Genomic DNA, 21756 nt, shown 5'->3' with positions numbered 1-21756 from the left:
TTCAAGCCGATCGTGCGGCTGGCTACCGCCGAGGATTTACGGCGGGGGGCGGAGCTTGCCGAGAAAGAGAGCTTTGCCCGCGCTAGGTTTAGGGAGATGATCCAGGCCCATAAGCTGGATATGAAGCCCGTGGGGGTCGAGTACCTGTTCAGCGGCGACAAGGTGATGTTTTATTTCACCGCTGAAGAGAGGGTCGATTTCCGGGAGCTCGTTCGCAATCTGGCTTCGGAGCTAAAGGCGCGCGTCGAGATGCGACAGATCGGCGTTCGGGATGAAGCGCGCATGCTGGGAGGGGTCGGTCACTGCGGCGAGCAGCTATGTTGCGCACGCATGGGACAGGAGTTCCAGCCGGTCTCGATCAGGATGGCCAAGGAGCAGGATCTCTCGCTCAACCCCTTGAAAATCAGCGGTCTGTGCGGCAGACTTATGTGCTGCTTGCGCTATGAGTTCGATGCCTACAAGGACTTCAAGTCGCGCGCGCCGAAGAAGGGCGCAAAGATCGAGACACCGCTCGGCGAAGGTGTTGTCGTCAGCCTCGACACACCAAGGGAGCAGGTCAAGGTCGCTGTAAGTTCGGCGAGTCCGATGGTAGTGCCTCTCTCGGCGATAAAATGCGGCAAAGGGAAAGGCTGTCCTTGTTCGATCTCGCAAGAAGCGCTCGACGAGATTAGTGCGAAGTCCGATGCGGCCACCCCCGCGCTGTTTCGCGATCTACCGGGAGTGCCAGGAGTCGCGGGTGCTGCAGGGAAGCCGCCAGAAGCGGGCAAAAGCGCCAAGCGGGTCGCTCCTTCCGGCGCGGATAAGGCGAGCGAAAAGCCCGGGCGCAGCGCCGGGCGCAGAAGGAGGCGCCGGAGATCTGGCGGGCAGAGTGCCCCTTCTAGCTCCGACTAGGATTATGGTTTAGCGCCGACGTAGCTCAGCTGGTAGAGCAACGCACTCGTAATGCGTAGGTCAGGGGTTCGAGTCCCCTCGTCGGCTCCATGCATGCCGCAGCATGTGCGGCGTCAGGTCAGTAACTGACCATCACGCCCCGATCCCGTAACGTCGCGATGTCTTTCATGTCGGGCGAGGTCGCCGTCAAGGTGAGGGGGTTGTTGTCTTTGCGGTGCCCTCGTGAGACGGGACCTGTGCTTGACTTCTGAGCGAACGGGGGGTGATAATCGCCCTCGGTCCCGCGGATCCGTACGAAGATAGAAGGATGTCGCATGATCGAATATGTCGTCCTTGGCATCGTGGCACTCCTCCTATTTTGCTATCTGCTGTATGCGCTCGTGCACCCGGAACGCTTCTAGCCGGAGACGACGGTGCCAATCCTGCAGATACTCGTCTTCGTGGTGCTGGTGATCCTCCTGACCAAGCCCGTCGGCTGGTGGCTGTTCGCGGTATACGAACGTCGTCCACTGCCGCTGGAACGCATCCTCGGCGGCACGGAGCGGATGATCTACCGGCTCTCGGGGGTCGACCCGGACACCGACATGCGCTGGACTCAGTACGCGTGGTCTCTCCTTATTTTCAACGCGGTCGGGCTGTTCACATTGTTCATGCAGCTGCAGGTGCAGCATGCCTTGCCCACAGGGGCAGGATTCGCGCCGATGAGCGTGGATCTGGCTCTCAACACGGCAGTGTCGTTCGTGAGCAACACGAACTGGCAGGCATATGCGGGAGAGACCTCGGCCAGCCCGCTCACCCAGATGCTCGGACTCGCGCTGCAGCAGTTCCTCTCGGCTTCGACCGGCATGTGTGTGGCGGCAGCGCTCATACGCGGCCTGGTCAGGGACGGCGCGTGCCGGATCGGCAACTTCTGGGTCGACGTCACTCGGTCGTGGCTGTACGTGCTCCTTCCGTTCTCAGTGGTCATAGCCGTCTTCTACGCTGCCTCAGGATCCGTGCAGACACTCGGCGGTACAGTGGAGGCCGTGACGCTCGAGGGAACGTTGCAGTCCATCGTGACCGGGCCGGTTGCATCGATGGAAGCCATCAAGGCGCTCGGCACCAACGGCGGCGGGTTCTTCAACGCCAACTCGGCGCACCCGTTCGAAGGGCCGACACCACTGGCTGCCTTCGTGCAGATGCTCACCGTGTTCGCCATACCGGCTGGATTCACATGGATGTTCGGCAGATCGACGGGCGACACACGCCAAGGGTGGGCCGTTTTCGGTGCGATGCTGCTGTTGTTCGTGGCGAGCGTCGGTGTCGTCTTCGTGTCCGAGCAGACGGGCAACCCGGCATTCACGCGCGCGGGGGTGGAGCAGTCGGTCGGACCGGACCAGCCCGGGGGCAACATGGAGGGCAAGGAGACGCGCTTCGGCATCGGGCAGTCAGCGCTCTACGGGGCGGTGACGACGGCCGCCTCAAGCGGCGCGGTAATCGCGATGCATAGCAGTTTTACACCACTCGGCGGTGGTGCTTTGCTTACGAACATATTGCTCGGAGAGGTCGTGTTCGGCGGGGTGGGGGTCGGCCTGGCGGGCATGCTCGTGTATGCGCTGCTGGCCGTGTTCATCGCCGGACTCATGGTCGGACGCACACCGGAATACGTCGGCAAGAAGATCGAATCGCGGGAGGTACGCATGGCAATGCTCGCCGTATTGGCCGCCGCGGCGTCGATCCTTGTGCTCACAGCTATCGCGACTCTGACGTCCGCGGGGCGTGCGGCAGTGCTCAACGGAGGCCCGCACGGGTTCACGGAGATCCTTTACGCGTTTGCGTCGGCCGCAGGGAACAACGGCAGCGCGTTCGCGGGCCTCTCTGCGGACAGCCCTTTCTACAACCTCACACTGGCGCTCGGCATGCTCGTGGGCCGCTACCTGTTCATCGTACCAGTGCTCGCCATCGCCGGCTCGCTCTCGGCAAAGAAGCGGCTCCCTGTCTCCGCCGGCACCTTGCCAACCACAGGCGGATTGTTCGTGGGCCTGCTCGTAGGGGTCGTCCTTGTCGTTGGCGCCCTCACGTACTTCCCGGCTCTCGCGCTTGGGCCGGTGGTGGAGCACCTGCTCATGCTAGACGGAACGACGTTTTAGGAGTCTGCGGTGACCGAACGCGAAAGCATAGTGGACAAAGTCAGACCTGGAGGTCCCGGAACGGGACCTGAGCGCGGGACCTCCGCCTACACCGGCGTTCGTCCGCCGGCCAAGCTGGCTTCGACGGCTCTCGTGAGTGCGGCAGCCTTCGATGCCGTGCGCAAACTTGATCCACGGATGATGATCCGCAACCCTGTCATGTTCGTCGTCCAGGTGGGCTCAGTCGTCGCCACATGGTACTGGCTCATTGAGCTCATCGGAGGGACGGGCGGGGCGTTGTTCACCGGGACTGTGGCTGTGTGGTTGTGGTTCACGGTGCTGTTCGCGAATTTCGCCGAGGCAATGGCCGAGGGCAGGGGCAAGGCCCAGGCAGCGACGCTTCGCAACATGAAGGCGGACGCGACCGCCAGCCTCTTGACCGACGACGGCTCAGTGCGCGAGGTCGCAGCTTCGCAGCTTAGGAGGGGCGACGTCGTCGTGGTCGAGGCGGGGGAGGTGATACCTGGCGATGGCGAGGTCATCGAGGGCATCGCATCGGTCGACGAGTCGGCCATCACTGGCGAATCCGCGCCGGTGATCCGTGAGAGCGGAGGTGACCGCTCATCGGTGACCGGGGGCACGCGCGTACTCTCCGACCGGATCGTTGTGCGCATCACGTCCGACCCGGGTGAGTCGTTCCTCGACCGCATGATCGCGTTGGTGGAAGGCGCGAGGCGCAAGAAGACACCGAACGAGATCGCACTCACAGTGCTACTTGCCGGTCTCACGATCATCTTCCTGCTCGTGGTCGTGACTCTGGCTGCCTTCGCAGACTACGCCGGACAACACGTGAGCGTCGTCGTGCTCATCGCCTTGCTTGTCTGCCTCATCCCCACCACGATCGGCGGCCTGCTGTCGGCCATCGGCATCGCGGGGATGGACCGTCTTGTGCGCCACAACGTCCTAGCGATGTCGGGGCGCGCCGTCGAGGCCGCAGGAGACGTCGACACCCTGCTGCTCGATAAGACCGGCACCATCACCTTCGGCAACCGACAGGCGACCGAGTTCCTCCCGGTCGCGGACGTCTCGGAGAAATCGCTCGCCGACGACGCGCAGCTCGCGTCTCTACCCGACGAGACGCCCGAGGGACGCTCGATAGTCGTGCTCGCGAAACGCTACGGGTTCAGGGCGCGCGACCTCGCAGCCGAGGGCGCGACGTTCGTCCCGTTCTCGGCCTCTACGCGCATGAGCGGAGTGGACGTCGGAGGACACAGTATTCGCAAGGGTGCTTCCGATGCGGTAGTCGCATGGGTCAAAGCGGCGGGGGGAGCCGTCCCGGATGACCTCACGGGCCTGGTCGATGGCGTGTCGCGGCAGGGAGGAACCCCGCTGGTCGTCGCGCGCAATGCGGCTATCCTCGGCGTGGTCCACCTGAAGGACGTGGTGAAGGGAGGTATCCGGGAGCGCTTCGAGCAGTTGCGCGCGATGGGCATCCGAACCGTGATGATCACCGGTGATAACCCGGTGACTGCGGCGGTCATCGCGCACGAGGCCGGCGTCGATGACTTCCTCGCGCAGGCCACACCCGAGGCAAAGCTTGACCTCATCCGCAGAGAGCAGCATTCGGGCCGCTTGGTCGCGATGATTGGCGATGGCACCAATGATGCCCCAGCTCTCGCGCAAGCCGATGTCGGCGTCGCGATGAACAGCGGGACATCGGCCGCCAAGGAAGCCGGCAACATGGTCGACCTTGACAGCAATCCCACGAAACTCATCGAGATCATTGAGATCGGCAAGCAGATGCTCATGACGCGTGGTGCGCTTACCACGTTCTCGATTTCTAACGACGTCGCGAAGTACTTCGCCATCGTCCCGGCACTCTTCGTCGACGCGTACCCGCAGCTGCAAGCGCTCAATATCATGCGGCTCCACTCGGCCGAGAGTGCGATATTAAGCGCCGTCGTCTACAACGCGCTCATCATCATCGCGCTCGTGCCCCTCGCGCTGCGCGGCGTGGCGTACCGCGCAGTCGGCGCCGAGCGGCTCTTGCGGCGAAACCTGCTCGTCTATGGGGCGGGGGGCATTGTTGTCCCGTTCGTCGCGATTAAGATCATCGACGTACTGCTGGTGGCCATGGGCTTCGTAAGGTAGGTGGAGAATGTGAGGCACACGATATTCGTCGCGGTACGCATGTATGCGCTCGCGGCGCTCGTGCTCGGACTCGCCTACCCCTTGCTCGTGACCGGTGCGGCCCGAGTCGCGTTCCCAGAGCAGGCACGGGGCAGCCTCCTCGTCGACGCCGAAGGCGTCGTCAGGGGATCGCGCCTCATCGGCCAGTTGTTCACGTCCGAGCGCTACTTCCATGGCCGTCCCTCTGCGGCCGGGGCCGGTTACGACGCGGCGGCATCGGGCGGCTCGAACCTCGGGCCTACCTCTCAAGCGCTCGTCAAGGCCGTCGAGGAACGTGTCGCGGCCGCCATCGCACGCGAGGTGGGACTCGAACCTGGCACCGTGCCTGCGGATATGGTGACCGCCTCGGCGAGCGGCCTTGATCCGCATATCTCGCCCGCGACGGCCCTCGCTCAGGTCGCACGGGTTGCGCGAGCGCGTGGGTTGCGAGAAGATGACGTGAGGGCGCTTGTGACCTCGCGGATTGAGCCGCGAGACCTTGGGTTCATCGGTGAGCCGCGCGTCAACGTCCTCGAACTCAATCTGGCGCTCGACGGGATGCGATCCGGGGAGTAGCACGAGCGAGGAGGTGGAACTTGGACGAGGAGCGGCCCGAGGTCGTGCGAGGCGCCGAGCCAGGCTCTGTTGCACTCGAGTCCCTCGCGCCCGTTGCCGCCGAGGATTTGCGGCGCCACGTCGCGCATCCGCGCGGGCGCCTCAAAATCTTCCTCGGCATGGCGGCCGGCGTCGGCAAGACATACACGATGCTCGCCGAGGCACACCGCCGGGTCGCGCGCGGAGAGGACGTCGTCGTCGGCTACGTGGAACCGCACGCGCGCCCCGAGACAGCCGCGTTGCTTGAAGGACTCGAGGTCGTAGCGCCTAAAGGAATCGAGTATCAGGGCGCGCGGTTCAAAGAGATGGACACTCGCACGGTGATTCGGCGCCGTCCCGAGTGGGTCCTCGTTGACGAACTGGCGCACACCAACGTCCCGGGAACCGAGCACGCGAAGCGCTGGCAGAGCGTCGAGGAGATCCTCGCGGCAGGGATAAACGTCATCACGACCGTCAACATTCAACACCTTGAGAGCCTCAATGACGTCGTCTACGAAATCACAGGCGTGAGGGTACGCGAGACCTTCCCCGACCAGGTTCTCGACAATGCCGACGAGGTCGTCGTCGTAGACCTCACGCCCGAGGCGCTGATCAACCGCCTGAAGCGCGGTGTCGTATACGATCTCGCAAAGGTGGACCAAGCTCTGGTGAGCTTCTTCACCTCCGATAAGCTCGCCGCTTTGCGCGAACTGTCGCTGCGCCAGACCGCCGACGAGGTGGACGAGCACCTGCAGGCAGCGGTCGCCGAAAACACGGTCTTGGCGGGCCGCGAGGTCGTGATGGTATGCGTGACGCTGCGCGCCGACTCGGTCAGGCTCGTGCGCCGCGGGTTCAGGCTCGCCAGGCGTTTCCACGGCGACTTGCACGTCGTCCACGTGAGCATGGAAGGGCGCTTACGCCCGGATGCCGAGCGCCCACCGCTTGAGTGCGTGTGGGAGACCGCCCGCAGCCTCGGCGCGCACACGCACGAGTTGTCGGGCAACAACGTAGCCACGGAACTCGTCGAGTTCGCTGCGATGCACCGCGTCACGTTCATCGTGCTCGGCCAGTCAGTGCGATCGCGGCTGGAGGAGATCATGCGCGGATCGATCGTCACGCGCATTATGCGCGAGACCCGCGGTATTGATGTCGTGATCGTGTCGGACCGCGAGGATCCGGAGGAGCGAGCCAGGCGCGAGGGGCTTGAGTAGATGCAGCGCTTCGATGCCTACTCGATCGCTCGCAGCACCTCGGCGCGCACAGCGGGGCTTACCACGCCGGTGCCTCCGAAGAAGGTCACCGTGTCGATCGCGGCTCTGTTGGCCGCAAGCGCCGCTTTCGTGTCGGGGTTTAGTGAGGCAAAAGGCGTGAGCAGCATGACGCTACCGGCCTTGCCCTGCAGTACGCCTCCGGCAAGCGCGTCAGGGAAGTCGTGGCTATTGGTGATGCCAACGCGATTCCACTTTTGGCCCGCGTTTGCGACAGCCCAGCTCGAGATGGCGACAGCCGTCTTGTAGCGATCCCTCCCGTGGAGCCGGTCCACTCGGTTAGCACCGAAGCGGCCATCCAGGTAGCTTTCTGTTGCAGGAGACACCACACCGGTGCCGCCTAAGATCAAAACGTCGGTCACGTCGGTCACGTCGGTCATCGCGGCTTTAGTGCCCTCTGAAAGTCCCGTGCGTGGATGCGCAAGGTAGATCGGCCACCCTTTGGCTGCGGCGAGCGGGGCTGCGGCGAGCGCGTCGGGGAAGTTGCCGCCGGTCGCCACGAATACGCGACCGGCGTAGTTCGCCCCAAGCAGCTTTCTTACTTCAGCTGCAACAGCATTTGCAGTCACATAGCGGTCTTTGCCCCCGATACGGGAGACGTTGCCTGCCCCAAGCTCAGTCCTTAGCGTGCTTTCCACGCCTTCGCTAACCACGCCAGTGCCACCGAGGATGATAGCTCTCGCGGCACCAAGGCGCCTGATCTCGGCCATCACAGCGGCAGGGATGCTTGTCGGCTCGACAAGGAGCACCGGCCCGTCGAGTGCGCCAGCGAGCGCTGTGCCGCCGAGAGCGTCGGGAAAGTCACGCCCGGTGGCGATAACGACGGTGCGGGCGCCCGCAGGGTCAAGGCCGTCGGGGAAGGCTTCAACAGATGCGTCCACCGCCGTGTCAAAGCGCGTGTCGCCTTCCACGGGGATGGAGGGCGGTATCTGCTCGAACTCCGCTCTCACGCTCGCGTTTGCGGTGACGCCCGCATCGGTGCGAGTAGCGGTCGCGATGCCGTCTGACCACCGGACAAACCTAAAGCCTGCGTTAGGGACGGCCGTTACAGTAGTGCCGCTCGAGCCGTGTGCGACTGTTTGTGTGGTAGCTCCTGAGATCGTGCCTCCGGGACTAGCTGTGTAGGTAAGGGTGTAGGTGATGCGCGCAAACTGAGCGGTCACGCTCACGTTCGCGATGACGCTAGTGTCGGTACGGCTCGGCGTGGTACGACCGTCCGACCACCGGACAAACCTAAAGCCTGCGTTAGGGACGGCCGTTACAGCGGTGCCGTCTGCACCGGGCGTGACTGTTTGCGTGGTGGCTCCCGATATCGTGCCCCCGGGGCCCGCCGTGTAGGTAAGGGTGTAGGTGAGGTGCTTGAGCGCGAAGTTGCGTACCACCTTAGTTGTGCCGTCGAACTCGAACACCTCCGTGGCGCCGAAATAACCGGCAAACTCGGCGGTGACCCGGTAGGTGCCGGGGCCGCGGAGATAGAGCGCGTAGGTACCGTCAGCACCGGTAACCATCCAGTCCATCAAGCGCCAGGCCCCATTTTCGAGACGTTTGACATCGACCGGTGCCGGCTTGAGGGGCTCGCCGGTCAGAGCGTCGGTGACCGTGCCTGTAACTCCGAGCGGCCAGGGCTCGAGCGCGAAGTTGTACATCGCAGGGGTCACGCCGTCGAATTCGAACGTCACTGGAGTGGAGGCGAAATAGCCATAATCACCTGCGGTGACCCGGTAGGTGCCGGGGCCGGGGACAAGGAGCGCATAGGCGCCGTCAGCACCGGTAAGCATCCAGTCCTCCAAATCCCACCAGCCGAGCCCCTCATCATAACGTTCGACCTTGACCGATGACCCTTCGAGGGGCTCGCCGGTCACAGCGTCGGTGACCGTACCTGTTACCCCGAGCGGTATCGGCTCAAGCGCGATGTTGTGAATCGCAGGGGTCACGCCGTCGAAGTCGAACTCCAACGGGGTGGAGTCGAAATAGTCTTCAAACCAGGCAGAGACCTGGTAGGTGCCAGCTCCGGGGAGATGCAGTGTGTAGGTGCCGTCAGCGCCGGTCCACGTCGCCCCCGCAAAGTACCAGGACCCTTCTATGAGGTATTCGGCCCTGACCCGTGAGCCCTCGATGGGTTCGCCGGTCACAGCGTCGACGACCGCACCTGTGATTCCGAGCGGCCAATGCTCGGCCTGCGCGACCGTGCCGGTCGGAGCGGCGAACGAAGCCAGCAGCGCCACGATGAGCACGCTGCTCCAACCGATCCGCCAGCGTCGCACGATCCGCTTCTTCATGTTCACGCCGCTACTCCATCTAATCAGGCTCCGGCCGACTGCTGGGCGACGCATATGGATAGCAGCTTCCTGTTCCCGTAAACCATCTTACTCGCTTTTTGTGTCTTGCGTGAGTTTCTAACCCGTGTTACTTTACCCCGAACGCTATATTGACCGTCGAGTCGGGAACATTTTTTTTGATGTAATATTCGGCGGGGTGTATATATCCTGAGTATTGTGCTGTTTACATGGGATAGGGAGCGATGGGGCAGGATTATTTAACGCTTGCGATGTTTGTGCTTGTTGGGCTGCTGTTCTCGGCTGCCGCTGTAGCGGCGTCAAATCTGCTTAGCCCGAGTGCGCCAAGTGCGGCGAAGAGTTCGACCTATGAGTGTGGCAGCTTACCCATAGGGTCACCATGGGTGCAGTTTCGTGTCGGATACTACGTGTATGCGCTGCTATTCCTGGTGTTCGATATCGAGACAGTGTTTTTGTATCCGTGGGCGCTTGCTTTCAACAGGATGGGGGTCTCAATCCTGTTCGCGATGGCGATATTCGTGTTCATACTGTTGGTCGGCCTCGTGTACGCGTGGAAAGAGGGGGCCTTGGAGTGGCGTTAGATCGCTTCACTGGAGAGAATTCCATAGCTTTTATAAGAAGCGAGCAGCTCTTTGATTATGCCCGGAGCAACTCGCTTTGGTATCTGGCGTTTGGCAGCGCGTGTTGCGCGATCGAGGGATTGATGCACGCCAGCGGCCCGCGTTTCGACTTCGATCGCATGGGAGTGTTCTTTCGCGCCTCGCCTCGGCAGGCGGATGTGATGATAGTGGCTGGAACGGTCAATCTCAAACTCGCCGAGACCGTGCGTACCCTATATGACCAGATGCCTGAACCGAAGTGGGTCATCGCGATGGGGGCGTGCGCGAATACGGGCGGCCCGTTCCGCGAGTATCCAAACGTGGTTCTCGGCGCCGACAAGATAGTTCCGGTCGATGTGTACGTTCCGGGATGCCCACCGCGTCCTGAATCGATACAGTATGCGTTTCTCGAGCTTCAGAAGAAGATACGAAAGCGGACGGAGGAGCGCCTTGCAGCCAGACGTGGCAGCGGTAAATAGAGCTCTCGCCGGTCTTCAGGCGGCGATAGATGTTGTAGAGGCGCCTATCGGCGTCGTTCTTCGCTGCGCACAAAAAGACGCCTCGGCTGTTCTCAAGCATCTTCGAGACGGCGAGCTTGACTGCTGCATGCTCATCGATCTTTTTGGTCTCGACACCGGGGAGAAAGTTGAAATCACCTACCACCTAAGATCGCTTTCCCGTGATGAGGATATGTACGTGCGTTGCGGTGTCGACTACGACGGCAACATGCACTCCGTGTGGAACATTTACCCCTCGGCACTGCTTCCCGAGCGTGAGGCCGCCGAGATGTTCGGGCTGACACTGAGCGGGCACCCGAATCCGAAGCGGCTGCTGACGACCGATGGAGTGCCGCCGCTTTTGCGCAAGGCCGTGCCGGTTCGAAGTGCGGAGGAGGTGCGATCCGGTTGATCGATCCGCACTTCACCGTCAGCGAAGACGGCCTGATGACTCCAGAGGGCACCTTCTCGCCTGGCTCGCCGCCGGCGGGCATCCGTCGAGTTCCCAAAGGGGTCGATAGCCTCGGCACCGAGCATCTTATCGTCAACATGGGCCCACAGCATCCGTCAACACACGGGGTGCTGCGCCTGATTGTCGAGCTTGATGGCGAAGAGGTCGTGGCAGTGGAGGTTTCGATCGGCTTTTTGCACAGGGGGATCGAAAAGCTCGCCGAGTCCCGCCGCTTCGATCAACTAGCGACGCTAATGGACCGTGGAGATTACGTCTCGGCGATCCATGGTGAGCAGGCAGCGGCTCTCGCGGTCGAAAAACTCATGGGAATCGAGATTCCGACCAAGGCGGCCTGGATTCGCACCCTTACCGCTGAGCTTAATCGGCTGGCAAGTCACATCGTCTGGTTCGGGACTTTCGGTCTTGATACCGGCGCTATGGGGCAGTTCCTGTATGCGATGCGTGACCGCGAGGCGCTTCTCGACATTCTCGAGGAGATCTCGGGGCAGCGGATGATGTTCAACTACGTGCGGCCCGGCGGCGTTTTAGCCGATCTACCGGCCGGAATCGATCGAAAGATATTGGCGTTTTGCGACACTTTCGAGGTGTATCTGGAAGAACATCACGCGCTTCTCGGCTGTAACGAAATATTCCAGTCCCGCGTCAAGAACATCGGGATAGTCACAAAGGAGACCGCTCTGGCATTCGGCCTTACGGGGGCCAACCTGCGCGCGACGGGGATCGCTTTCGATGTAAGGCGCGACCGCCCTTACGATGCGTACCCAGCGCTTGAGTTCGATATCCCGGTCGGCACGGTCGGTGACGCCTGGGACCGCTATATGGTGCGTATGGAGGAGATGCGGCAGTCGGTCAGAATGGTTCGGCAGCTGGTGGCCGGAATGCCCGAAGGCGAGCATATGGCCAAGGTACCCAAGGTGCTTCGTCCGCCGGCCGGCGAGGTATATGCGTCGGTGGAGTCAAGTCGCGGAGAGACAGGCATCCACCTTTTCACCGACGGTGGAGCGACCCCGTATCGCTACCGTTACCGCGGCGCCTCCTTCTTCACTTGCCAGTTATTTGAGGAAGTGTTACCTGGGCACCTGTTCGCCGATGCATGTATGCTGCTCGGCTCATTCGACATAATGCTTGGCGAGGTGGACAGATGAGTCCTGAGGTCGTTTCGCTACTCAGGGTGCTTGCCGCCGTCGGACTCATGTTGATGAATGGGGTCGTCCTCATCTACATGCTCCGCAAGGTTCTTGGGCGCTTGCACCAGCGACTTGGGCCGATGCACGTCGGGCCGCACGGCCTTTTTCAGACCCCGATGGATGTCGTCAAGTTGCTTACCAAAGAAGACATCACGCCTGCCAACGTGGACAAAGCGCTGTATTTCATCGCGCCTGCCGTGGTGTTCACACCCTCGTTGATGGCTTACGCCGCCATACCTTTTTCGGAGACCTGGAAGATAACCGACCTGGATACTGGCCTGCTGTACACCTTCACGGTGCTGTCGCTTGTGTCTATCAGCTTGCTGATGGCAGGGTGGGCCAGCGCGAACAAATGGTCTTTGTTGGGGGGCATGCGCGCGGTCGGACAGCAGATCGCCTACGAGGTGCCATTGCTGCTCTCGGTCTTACCGATCGTCATGTACACCGGCACTCTCAACATGGGTGAGATTGTCAGCGCCCAATCAGGGACGTGGCTCGAGGTGATTCCGCGCTGGTTCATAACCAACCCGCTGTTTTGGCCGACGTTCGTATTGTTCTTCATCGCGATGCTCATAAAGGTAAACCAGACGCCCTTCGACCTGTCAGAGGCGGAATCCGAGCTAGTGACAGGTTTCGCTACCGAGTACTCCTCGATGAAGTTTGGCTTGATTTTCCTATCCGAGTTCAGTAACTCGTTCGTAGCCTCAGCGATCGCTGTCACGCTTTTCTTCGGCGGATGGTCGCTGCCGTGGGTGCCGGACGAATACCTGGCCCCTATCGCGCCGCTTGTGTTTATGATCAAGGTATACATCGGAGTATTCATCATGATGTGGATCAGAGGCACCCTCCCAAGGGTGAGAATCGACGTCCTGATGCAGCTCGGCTGGAAGGTGCTGATTCCGGCGACACTCGGCTGGATAATGATCTGTGGCGTACTCATGAAGCTCTTTGATCTTGGTCGGCCGGTGAGCTGATATGTGGGGATCTGGCATACTCAACGGAATGAGGATAACCATGCGAAACATGCTGCGTGGTCCCATAACCGTTTGCTACCCTTATGAGAAAATCGAGATGCCGTCGCGGTTCCGATTTGCTCTCGAGGTCGCGTTCAATGAAGATGGATCGCACCGGTGTACCGCATGCATGACTTGTGCGCGCATCTGCCCGGATCATATCATCGATCTGCAATTCACGACCGCCGAGGACAAGTCGAAGCACATTCAGTTCTTGAGGTATGAGCTTGGCGCATGCATGATGTGCGGACTTTGTGTGGAGGCTTGTCCTTTCGACGCGATAAAGATGGGCAAGGACTATGAGCTTGCCAAGCTGACACGGGAGGAACTCACCATCGACCTGCTTGCTGATGTGCCCGCAGCTAGCTCGCGGGCAAAGGGCGGGAATCCATCCGCCGAGACGACCGGGAAGGAGGGCGAGAGTGGCTGAGAGTGTTGACGCGCTTCCTTTTGTGGTGTTCGCTTCGGCGGCCATAGGCGGAGCCATTGGCATGCTGATCTCCAGGAACGTCGTTTACGCCGCTTTTTGGCTCCTTTGGGTGATGCTGTCGGTGGGTGGTCTTTATCTACTGCTCGCCGCCGAGTTTCTTGCCCTGATGCAGGTCATGGTCTACGCGGGAGCCGTATCGGTGCTGATGCTCTTTGTCATCATGCTTACATTGAGGCGCCGAGAAGACGCGGTGCGGCCGCTCGATTTTTCCCCACTGGCCGCCATGTTGGCCGCTGCGTTTTTGGGCATCATGTACTTTGGCATTACCCGATCCGATATCCCGACAGCCCAGATGCCTGCTCAGGCGCCTGACACCGCTGATCTCGGGGTTATTCTCTTTACCATCGAGGGCGGCTGGGCTCTTCCGTTCGAGATCGCCTCGGTATTACTGCTCGTGGCCATGGTGGCTGCGGTTTGGTGGTCGAAGGAGCACAAAAAGCGATGACTATCGGACTCGAAGCGTTTTTGGGGCTCTCGGCGGTGTTGTTCGCCTTGGGACTTTATGGGGCGGTTTCCAAGCGCAGCGCGGTGATGGTTCTGATGTCGCTTGAGCTTATGGCGGTCGCAATCAGCCTCAATATGGTCGCGTTTTCAAGATTCGTTACCCCCGAGAAGATGACGGGTCAGTTCTTCGCGATCTTTTCCATGGTCGTCTCGGCCGCCGAAATCGGTCTCGGGCTTGCTTTGGTGGTCGCGATCTATAGGCGCGCGAGATCCATAGAGCTACCCTCGCTTGAAAGACTGAAGGGGTAGCGCATGTCCTATGTCACTGCCATACCCTTGCTTCCGGCGGCGGCCTTTCTGCTGTTACTGCCGCTTTCACGAAAAGCGCGAAATAGCGCGATTTGGGTTGCTGTCGTAGCCATAGCGATGGCGTTCGTACTCTCGGTGATGGCTTTTGCCGCGGTGTGGCCGGGAGGAGCCGATCTTGCGAAGGAACCGGCGTATCATGCGTCGTTTCCGATTGCGGTCGTGGGCGATTCAACGATAGACATCGGGGTTATGCTGGATCCGTTCTCGGCGGCGATGCTCGTGGTCGTCACTTTAGTCGCGCTCTGCGTTCAACTGTATTCGATAGGCTACATGCACAGGGATGGCAGAATCGGCTGGTACTATGCGGTGCTCTCCCTGTTTACGGCGGCGATGCTGGCGTTGGTGCTTGCGGATAACTTCCTCATGCTCTATCTGGCGTGGGAGATCATGGGCTTGTGTTCATATTTGCTGATCGGGTACTGGCACGAACAGGAGGCGCCTCGCCGAGCGTCTATAAAAGCCTTCCTCACTACCCGCGTGGGGGATGTCGGCTTTGCCATCGGACTATTTCTGATGTATGTGACAGTCGGAAGCTTCGAGTTCGATGCGGTTTTGGGATCGGCGGCGGATTGGGCCCCGGGCGTGGCTACAGCCGTGGCGCTGCTGCTGCTCTTCGGCGCGATGGGCAAGTCGGCGCAGGTGCCGCTGCACGTATGGCTACCTGACGCGATGGCCGGGCCGACTCCCGCCTCGGCGCTTATTCACGCCGCAACGATGGTCGCCGCGGGAGTGTACCTGATAGTCAGGGCGATGCCGATATTCGAGGCTAGCGGAATCGCGCTTCATGTGGTGCTTGGAGTGGGGCTGGTTACCGCCCTTGTCGGCGCCCTCCTCGCGGCGGTGCAGCACGATATCAAGAAGGTGCTAGCGTATTCAACTATCAGCCAGCTCGGCTATATGTTCATCGCTTTGGGCGCCGGCAGCGCTGTGGCTGGAATGTATCACTTGATCACACACGCATTTTTCAAGTCGCTTTTGTTTCTTGGAGCAGGCGTGATCATTCATGCTTACCACACTCAGGATATGCGGCAGATGGGGGGTCTGGCCCGATTCCTTCCGGTTACAACAGCGACTTTTGCCGTCGGCTCTTTGGCGTTGGCCGGGATATTTCCGTTCTCCGGCTTCTGGTCAAAAGACGAGATCGTTCTCGTTCTGGTCAAGGATGGATACTATATCGCGGCTGCAATCGCGCTTCTTGCCGCTTTCATGACGGCGTTCTATGTCGCTCGGCTGTGGTTCAGGGTCTTTACTGGACCTCGCCAGACCGAAGGATTGCATGAGGCGCACCGCTCCATGCTCGCGCCCATGGTGCTGCTCGCGTTGATCACGGCCGGGATAGGCTTTGGGGGTCCAGCGCTGGGTGACTTCTTCGGGTACAAAATCCCGTGGCCCGATCCAGCCATCGCCGGGGTTTCATCGGGCGTCGCGGTCGCCGGTCTTCTTCTCGGATGGTGGGCGTATGGGCGCAGAAGCGTTGTGCTCAACACACGCACACTCAAGATGCGAGCTGGTTTCATCTACGGCATGCTATCCCAGAAGCTCTACTTCGATCTGGCGTACGAGTATCTGGCGATAAGGCCGTTTGTGAAGGCGGCATCGGGGCTGGCGGCGTTTGATCTGGCTCGGGTGGACAAAATCGTGACGGGCGCTGGATCCGCTTGGAGCAGGATCGCTGGCATCTCGGAGCTGTTCGATCGCCATGTAGTCGACGGCGGCGTGAACGGCATGGCCCGTGGCGCCTGGGTACTCGGCAGGAAGGCCCGCTCGATTCAGAGTGGTCGGATACAGTCTTATCAGCGCTTCGCGCTAGCATCACTTATTTTGTTGCTCATGTTGGTCGTAATGAAGGGGTAAGCCAAGATGCTTCCATTGCTGTCGATGATTGTGTTTCTGCCGCTAGTAGGTGCTGTGATTACGGCGTTGATGCCGAAAAACATGCCGACGGCCCCTCGACTGGTTGCGTTGGTGACAGCCCTTATCACCTTCGGCCTGGCGACTTACGCGCTTGTAATTTTTGACGTCAACGGTGGCTATCAGTTTGTGGAGAGGTTTCCCTGGGTTCCGCAGGTAGGCATCGATTATCACCTGGCGGTCGACGGCATTTCGATGCCGATAATCGCGCTTTCCACTCTCCTGACTGTGCTTGCGGTGCTTGTGAGCTGGAAGATCGACCACAGGCCGTCATTTTATTTCTCGATGATTTTGCTTCTTGCGGTCGGCATGAATGGTGTGTTCGCAGCTCTCGACTTCGTGCTTTTCTACCTGTTCTGGGAGCTCGTGCTAGTTCCGATGTACTTTCTTATCGCCATCTGGGGCGGCGCTCGGCGTGAGTACGCCGCAATCAAGTTCTTCCTCTACACATTGGCTGGCTCCGTTTTTATGCTCATCGGAATAGTGGCGCTTTACATATTGCAGGGCACCTTCAATATCTATGAGTTGACGATGCTTGCGTCCAACCCGGACACGATGCTCGCAAGTAATATGCAGTTCTGGATATTCGCGGCGTTCTTCCTTGCATTCGCGGTGAAGGTGCCTATTTTCCCGTTGCACACATGGTTGCCCGACGCCCACGTGGAGGCTCCGACTGCAGGCTCTGTGTTGCTCGCCGGCATTCTTCTCAAAATGGGCACCTACGGGTTCATCAGGATATCCCTGCCGATCATGCCGGAAGCCGCCTCGTCACAATTTTGGACGTGGACGCTGGGTGCTTTGGCCACCATATCGATTGTTTACGGCGCGGCGGTCGCCTTCGCCCAGACGGATATGAAGAAGCTCGTAGCCTATTCGAGCGTTTCGCACATGGGCTTTGTCATGCTCGGCATCGCATCCGGAACGCAGGAGGGGATCGACGGAGCGGTTTATGTCATGGTCGCACATGGACTCATCACCGGCATGATGTTCATGCTCGTCGGCATGGTTTACGAGCGTACTCATACCAGGACAATCGCCGAGATCAACGGATTGTCTCGGCAGACTCCGGTCGCTGGCGGATTGCTGGCATTTGCCTCCTTCGCATCCCTGGGGCTTCCGGGGCTCGCAGGCTTTCCCGGGGAGTTCCTGACCCTTCTTGGCGCCTGGCGTTCTGTCATGTGGCCCGGGTTTGTCATCATCTCGGCTGTCGGAGTGCTTCTTGCCGCAGCTTACATGCTCTGGATGGTGCAACGCACCGTTCTCGGCGAAGCGAAAGGGGTTGTCGAGAAGATCAGCGATCTTACGCGTTTCGAGGTGATCGCCCTGTCGCCGCTCGTGCTTCTGATAGTTGCCCTCGGCGTTTACTGGTCGTTGTTGCTGCGCTATGTGACTCCGGCAGTCCAAAGCATGCTCGCTGGAATTGGGGCGTAGTCGATGAGCGGTTATCTGCTGCTAGTACCCGAAATACTCCTGCTTCTCGGTGCGCTTGTTGCGCTTTTTGGCGAGTTTCTTCCGGGAAAGGATCGGACGGCGGTTCTGGTTGGAGCGGGACTGTGCTTCGTTGCAGCTATCGCAGCATGGTTCGGTGCTGTTGATGAATCTCTCTTCGGGGGTCTGCTCGTCTCAGGCCCCGCGTCCAATGTCATCCGAGTAGCGATTATCGCACTCACAGGTATCTGGCTGCTCTGGCTCTCGGCACGTGGTTATGAGGACGAGAGGAGCAGGGAAGCCGCGGCGCTGGCACTGTTCAGCTCGATCGGAGGCCTTCTTTTGACTCGCTCCGACGAGTTGATAACGATGTTTCTGGCGCTCGAGCTTTCCACCATACCCGCATACGTACTGATGGGGTATCGGCGCCGCGATATCCATGGCCTCGAGGGCGCGCTGAAGTACTTTTTGCTGTCGATGCTGACGAGCTTGCTCATGCTCTATGGCCTATCACTGCTCTATGGCATTTCAGGGACGACCCACTTTGACGGTATCGCCGAGGCGGTGCCTGAAGCCGGAGTTCTGGGCCTCATCGCAGGGGTACTCACGCTCGTAGGTCTTTTTGCAAAACTCTCCGCCGCGCCGTTTCACTTCTGGGCGCCGGACGCGTATGCGGGTGCGCCCGCGGCCTCCGTGGCCTTTGTCTCCACTGTGCCCAAGATCGCCGGCACCCTCGTGGTGGTGCACGTGGTCGAGATGCTCTCCGGTGTTACCGCGTTCGCGCTTGTTCTGGCGGTGGCCGCGGCAGCATCGATGCTCCTCGGCAACCTGGCCGCGCTAAGCCAGCTTGATACGCGACGCATGATGGCGTACTCCGGGGTCGCGCACACCGGCTATCTTTTCATCGGACTTGCAGGTGCAATCGCCGTCGGCAACGAGCTTGGCTATCTCGCCACGCTGTTTTACGTGATCGCTTACACCGTGCCTTCTATGGCAATCATGCTTGTGGTCGCCGAGGAGGGCGATTCCGTCGCAGACCTGACGCAGCTTGCCACAAGGCGTCCCTGGCTTGCCTGGGCGACGATGGCCTGGCTGCTATCGCTGATAGGCATCCCGCCGCTGGCCGGCTTCTTCGGCAAGCTGTACCTGTTCGAGACGGGTCTTGAGGCGGGCCTAGTGTGGCTCGTCGTAATCGGCGCACTGACCAGCGTGGTATCTGCCGCATACTACTTCAGGATCGCTCGCTCGATGTTTCTCGCGCCTACTGCGGAAGCACCCGAGCGTCCTGCCGGACAGATCGCACCTTCACGGATCGCCGACGCTGCGTTTGTGGTGGCGCTCCTGGCGACAGTTGCAATCGGTATCGCAGCCGCACCGGTAATGACAGCTCTTGGCTGGGTGGTTACCTGACCTTTTGTCACAGCACAACTGTTCAGCTCGCTCAAAAGTGGATAGATTATTGCTGTACGTTGTGTATGGTAGTTGTCCCCGGAGGGCCGAATAGTGCGCGAGTCAGATAGCTACGACAAGCAATCAAATGCCGAGAACGCTGACGCCCAGAGCGACGGTGGATCGCCGGTTACATACACGGTCGTTACCGGCCCCTTGCCCATCTGTGATTATACGGTCGGTGGATCCGACGAGCCCTGTGAGGAGCCAGCCACCGTTAAGCGCTGGTCAGGCGTCACTATGGTGATTGCTGCAGCGATCGGCGCCACCGCAGGAGGCCTGTTCACCGCGGCTGCGTTGGTCTGGATTTTCGGCCTGTGGGATGGCGTGCAAAAATTTGTACCCCCGCAGCCTGGCGGGCAGCAGGCTGTTGCTCCTATCGAGATCAATCCCGGCGACAACATCGATATCGCAACCGCAGTAGCTGCAAAAGCGACCCCGAGCGTAGCCAATGTGCGCGTCGAAGAGCGCATCTTCGATCCTTTTACTGGGGCCACTGGCTTTAGGGAGAGAGGCAACGGAAGTGGCGTGATCATAAGGGATGACGGATACGTTCTCACGAACTATCACGTAATTGCCGGTGCCGACAGGGTTGTCGTTACCGTCGGAATCGATGATGTTGAGGCAGAAGTAAAGGGTGTCGACCCGTCAACCGATCTTGCTGTACTAAAGATTCCAGGGGGGCCGTTCCCGAAAGCCGAGATTGGCTCTTCGGCGGATCTGGAAGTAGGACAGTTTGTGGTTGCGGTAGGAAGCCCCTTCGGCCTTGAAAAGACGGTTACCACCGGGATAATCTCGGCGCTGCAGCGCTCAAACATCGTCCAGGGCTCACGCGACATTACCGCCTACACCAACCTCATCCAAACTGATGCCGCGATCAACCCCGGTAACTCCGGAGGCGCGCTTGTGGACGCCGAAGGACGTCTGATTGGAATCAACACACTGATCCAGTCGCCAGCGGGTGCGGTCGGCGCGCCTCAGTCCGCGGGAATCGGCTTTGCTATTCCGGTTGATGCGGCAATTAATGTGGCGAACCAGCTTATTGAGACCGGGCGTGCGGTCCATCCTTTCATGGGAGTCTCGTCGATGAGCATCGACCAGGCCACTTCCGCACAGTTCAGGTTGCCTGTGAGCCGTGGAGCTCTCGTGCGTTTCGTGGAGCCGCAGTCACCGGCTGACCGTGCTGGAATTGAGCGTGGCGATATCATCATCAGAATCGATGATCGCGAAATCAGAGGCACAGAAGACGTTTTCGGAGCGATTCGAGCCAGAAGGATCGGCGATACTGTGGACGTCGCGGTCGTGCGCGGTGACACCGAGATCGCTATCGATGTCACACTCGAATCCGACGAAGGCCGCAGGTAGCTCTAGTACAAAACCTGCTGAGAGATTTCAACCTCACCGTCGACGATATATACATAGACAGTGGCTGTCAGCTTGTCCTTTATAGCTACGAAGGTCGTAGATATTTCTTGACCGGACCCGGTTGTTATCTCCGAATTGATCGTCCATCCCTTTGCCTCAAGCTCGCTCTTGAACCAGCTTGCAACATCCTGGTGAGCATCTTTGGTGCGGAATGTGGCAAAGTGCTGAGTGACCCCTTCCATAGTGGTCGTTGCGGCTTCAGTTACTGTGGCTTCCGGATATACGGGTGCCTCGGCAGGCCACGCCTCGGGCAACTGAGCCCCGCCGCCTTCGCCGGGCGCTGGCGTGTCGACACGAATGCCAGTGGCATCCTCGACGGCGCGTTCGGCTTCGTCGGCAGCTCGCTGTGCTGCAACTTCGCAGCCGGAAAGGCCCACAATGAGTAGCAATCCGGCAAGCAGTGCCAGCGAAGTTCTCGCAATTTTATGGATTTTCATGACCCCTCCTCCTAAATTTATGCTAATAAATAAGATTATACCCAATCCGCGATTGCGTTGCCGCATTCCCACCTTGAAGGTATGCTTCAATGTCTGCACTGACACTCGAAGGTTTGGGAGACTTAACGCGTGATCGAAACTTTGGAGGAGCTTGTTCGCGCCGCACTGCGCGGGGCCGTCGATGATGGCGAACTTCGAATGGGGGAGATACCCACTCCGCGATTTGAGCGCCCGCGCGATCCGTCGCATGGTGATTGGGCGACCAACATTGCGATGCAGTCATCGAAGGCGGCCGGCGCATCTCCCCGGAGCATCGCCGACGCTATCGCTGCAAGAATGGCCGGCCATCCGGATATCGACTCGGTGGAGGTAGCCGGACCGGGGTTCATCAACATCCGCCTTTCGGCCTCAGCGCTCCAACGTGTACTGACCGAGGCGCGCACCCAGGGACGCAACTTCGGCTCCAGCAAGCTTGGCCAGGGAAAGCGGGTCCAAGTCGAGTTTGTCTCGGCTAACCCCGTCGGGCCGATGCACGTCGGCCACGGCAGGTGGGCTGCCCTTGGAGACAGCATGGCCCGCGTCTTGGAGCATGCCGGTTGGAGAGCGGAGAGAGAGTTCTACATCAACGACGTTGGTGTTCAGATGGATATTTTTGCCAGGTCGGTCGCCGCGCGTTACCTGGAGATTGGCGGGAAAGAGGTCGAATTC

At 60.3% G+C, this 21756-nt stretch carries 22 protein-coding genes and 1 tRNA gene; 20 read left to right on the top strand and 3 right to left on the bottom strand.

Annotation, left to right across the window (positions count from 1 at the left end; translation table 11 throughout):
- Together KGZ89_07400 and KGZ89_07395 are read left to right on the top strand one after the other, a co-directional pair.
- Window positions 1-891, top strand: an 891-nt coding sequence (locus KGZ89_07400; GenBank protein ID MBS3974672.1) for a hypothetical protein, incomplete at its 5' end; no start/stop codon positions are given.
- Between the two features lie 14 nt (window positions 892-905).
- Window positions 906-981, top strand: a tRNA-Thr gene (locus KGZ89_07395).
- A 28-nt stretch (window positions 982-1009) separates the two neighbouring features.
- On the opposite strand, the gene KGZ89_07390 is transcribed toward KGZ89_07395, so the two are convergent.
- Window positions 1010-1231 carry a hypothetical protein gene (locus tag KGZ89_07390; GenBank protein MBS3974671.1) on the bottom strand — a complete coding sequence of 74 codons (222 nt, stop codon included), beginning with the start codon at window positions 1229-1231 and terminating at the stop codon, window positions 1010-1012.
- Between KGZ89_07390 and kdpF the strand changes: the two genes are divergently transcribed.
- From kdpF to KGZ89_07365, 5 genes are all read left to right on the top strand, one after another.
- On the top strand, window positions 1206-1292 hold the full coding sequence (gene kdpF, locus KGZ89_07385) for a K(+)-transporting ATPase subunit F (GenBank protein ID MBS3974670.1): 87 nt from the start codon (window positions 1206-1208) through the stop codon (window positions 1290-1292). The genes KGZ89_07390 and kdpF overlap by 26 nt on opposite strands.
- Before the next feature lie 12 nt (window positions 1293-1304).
- Window positions 1305-3020, top strand: coding sequence for a potassium-transporting ATPase subunit KdpA (gene kdpA, locus KGZ89_07380; GenBank protein MBS3974669.1), 1716 nt, complete (start codon window positions 1305-1307; stop codon window positions 3018-3020).
- A 114-nt stretch (window positions 3021-3134) separates the two neighbouring features.
- Window positions 3135-5150 carry a potassium-transporting ATPase subunit KdpB gene (kdpB, locus tag KGZ89_07375; protein MBS3974668.1) on the top strand — a complete coding sequence of 672 codons (2016 nt, stop codon included), beginning with the start codon at window positions 3135-3137 and terminating at the stop codon, window positions 5148-5150.
- 39 nt (window positions 5151-5189) lie between these two features.
- Window positions 5190-5744 (top strand): potassium-transporting ATPase subunit KdpC, encoded by a 555-nt coding sequence (gene kdpC / locus KGZ89_07370; protein MBS3974667.1) that lies wholly within the window; start codon window positions 5190-5192, stop codon window positions 5742-5744.
- A gap of 158 nt (window positions 5745-5902) precedes the next feature.
- The gene (locus tag KGZ89_07365; protein ID MBS3974666.1) at window positions 5903-6973 is read left to right on the top strand and encodes a sensor histidine kinase KdpD; all 1071 of its coding nucleotides are present in this window, start codon (window positions 5903-5905) and stop codon (window positions 6971-6973) included.
- Window positions 6974-6990: 17 nt separating this feature from the next.
- On the opposite strand, the gene KGZ89_07360 is transcribed toward KGZ89_07365, so the two are convergent.
- A complete protein-coding gene (locus KGZ89_07360; GenBank protein ID MBS3974665.1) occupies window positions 6991-9315 on the bottom strand; it encodes a cell wall-binding repeat-containing protein in 2325 nt (774 codons plus the stop codon).
- Between the two features lie 236 nt (window positions 9316-9551).
- Here KGZ89_07360 and KGZ89_07355 point away from each other — a divergent pair, with 236 nt between their 5' ends.
- The 12 genes from KGZ89_07355 to KGZ89_07300 all read left to right on the top strand — a co-directional run bounded on the left by KGZ89_07355 (window position 9552) and on the right by KGZ89_07300 (window position 20551).
- Window positions 9552-9908 carry an NADH-quinone oxidoreductase subunit A gene (locus KGZ89_07355; GenBank protein MBS3974664.1) on the top strand — a complete coding sequence of 119 codons (357 nt, stop codon included), beginning with the start codon at window positions 9552-9554 and terminating at the stop codon, window positions 9906-9908.
- 23 nt (window positions 9909-9931) lie between these two features.
- Window positions 9932-10405 (top strand): NADH-quinone oxidoreductase subunit B, encoded by a 474-nt coding sequence (locus KGZ89_07350; protein ID MBS3974663.1) that lies wholly within the window; start codon window positions 9932-9934, stop codon window positions 10403-10405.
- Window positions 10377-10835: an NADH-quinone oxidoreductase subunit C gene (locus tag KGZ89_07345; protein MBS3974662.1), complete on the top strand. Its 459-nt coding sequence runs from the start codon at window positions 10377-10379 to the stop codon at window positions 10833-10835. Before KGZ89_07350 ends, KGZ89_07345 begins: the two co-directional genes overlap by 29 nt.
- 35 nt (window positions 10836-10870) lie before the next feature.
- Window positions 10871-12040 (top strand): NADH-quinone oxidoreductase subunit D, encoded by a 1170-nt coding sequence (locus KGZ89_07340; GenBank protein MBS3974661.1) that lies wholly within the window; start codon window positions 10871-10873, stop codon window positions 12038-12040.
- Window positions 12037-13056, top strand: a complete 1020-nt coding sequence (gene nuoH, locus KGZ89_07335; protein ID MBS3974660.1) for an NADH-quinone oxidoreductase subunit NuoH — start codon at window positions 12037-12039, stop codon at window positions 13054-13056. Before KGZ89_07340 ends, nuoH begins: the two co-directional genes overlap by 4 nt.
- A 40-nt stretch (window positions 13057-13096) precedes the next feature.
- The gene (locus KGZ89_07330) at window positions 13097-13525 is read left to right on the top strand and encodes a 4Fe-4S binding protein (protein ID MBS3974659.1); all 429 of its coding nucleotides are present in this window, start codon (window positions 13097-13099) and stop codon (window positions 13523-13525) included.
- Window positions 13518-14030 (top strand): NADH-quinone oxidoreductase subunit J, encoded by a 513-nt coding sequence (locus KGZ89_07325; protein MBS3974658.1) that lies wholly within the window; start codon window positions 13518-13520, stop codon window positions 14028-14030. Before KGZ89_07330 ends, KGZ89_07325 begins: the two co-directional genes overlap by 8 nt.
- Entirely contained in the window at window positions 14027-14338 is a 312-nt protein-coding gene (nuoK, locus tag KGZ89_07320) for an NADH-quinone oxidoreductase subunit NuoK (GenBank protein ID MBS3974657.1), read from the top strand. The genes KGZ89_07325 and nuoK overlap by 4 nt, the downstream gene beginning before the upstream one ends.
- 3 nt (window positions 14339-14341) lie before the next feature.
- The gene (gene nuoL, locus KGZ89_07315; GenBank protein ID MBS3974656.1) at window positions 14342-16252 is read left to right on the top strand and encodes an NADH-quinone oxidoreductase subunit L; all 1911 of its coding nucleotides are present in this window, start codon (window positions 14342-14344) and stop codon (window positions 16250-16252) included.
- A 6-nt stretch (window positions 16253-16258) separates the two neighbouring features.
- Complete coding sequence (locus KGZ89_07310) at window positions 16259-17740, top strand: NADH-quinone oxidoreductase subunit M (GenBank protein MBS3974655.1); 1482 nt, start codon at window positions 16259-16261, stop codon at window positions 17738-17740.
- Window positions 17741-17743: 3 nt separating this feature from the next.
- On the top strand, window positions 17744-19147 hold the full coding sequence (locus tag KGZ89_07305) for an NADH-quinone oxidoreductase subunit N (protein ID MBS3974654.1): 1404 nt from the start codon (window positions 17744-17746) through the stop codon (window positions 19145-19147).
- A 93-nt stretch (window positions 19148-19240) separates the two neighbouring features.
- Window positions 19241-20551, top strand: coding sequence for a trypsin-like peptidase domain-containing protein (locus tag KGZ89_07300; GenBank protein MBS3974653.1), 1311 nt, complete (start codon window positions 19241-19243; stop codon window positions 20549-20551).
- A 2-nt stretch (window positions 20552-20553) separates the two neighbouring features.
- Here the strand turns inward: KGZ89_07300 and KGZ89_07295 are convergent, their stop codons facing one another.
- Window positions 20554-21048 carry a hypothetical protein gene (locus KGZ89_07295; GenBank protein ID MBS3974652.1) on the bottom strand — a complete coding sequence of 165 codons (495 nt, stop codon included), beginning with the start codon at window positions 21046-21048 and terminating at the stop codon, window positions 20554-20556.
- Window positions 21049-21177: 129 nt separating this feature from the next.
- Between KGZ89_07295 and argS the strand changes: the two genes are divergently transcribed.
- Window positions 21178-21756 (top strand): arginine--tRNA ligase (gene argS, locus KGZ89_07290; GenBank protein ID MBS3974651.1); only part of this gene is annotated, 579 nt, incomplete at its 3' end.

It is taken from the genome of Actinomycetota bacterium (assembly GCA_018334075.1).
Classification (GTDB): Bacteria; Actinomycetota; Coriobacteriia; order Anaerosomatales; family UBA912; genus JAGXSC01.
The sequence above is the reverse complement of the archived record's forward strand: the minus strand, read 5'-3'. Positions and strand labels throughout refer to the sequence as shown.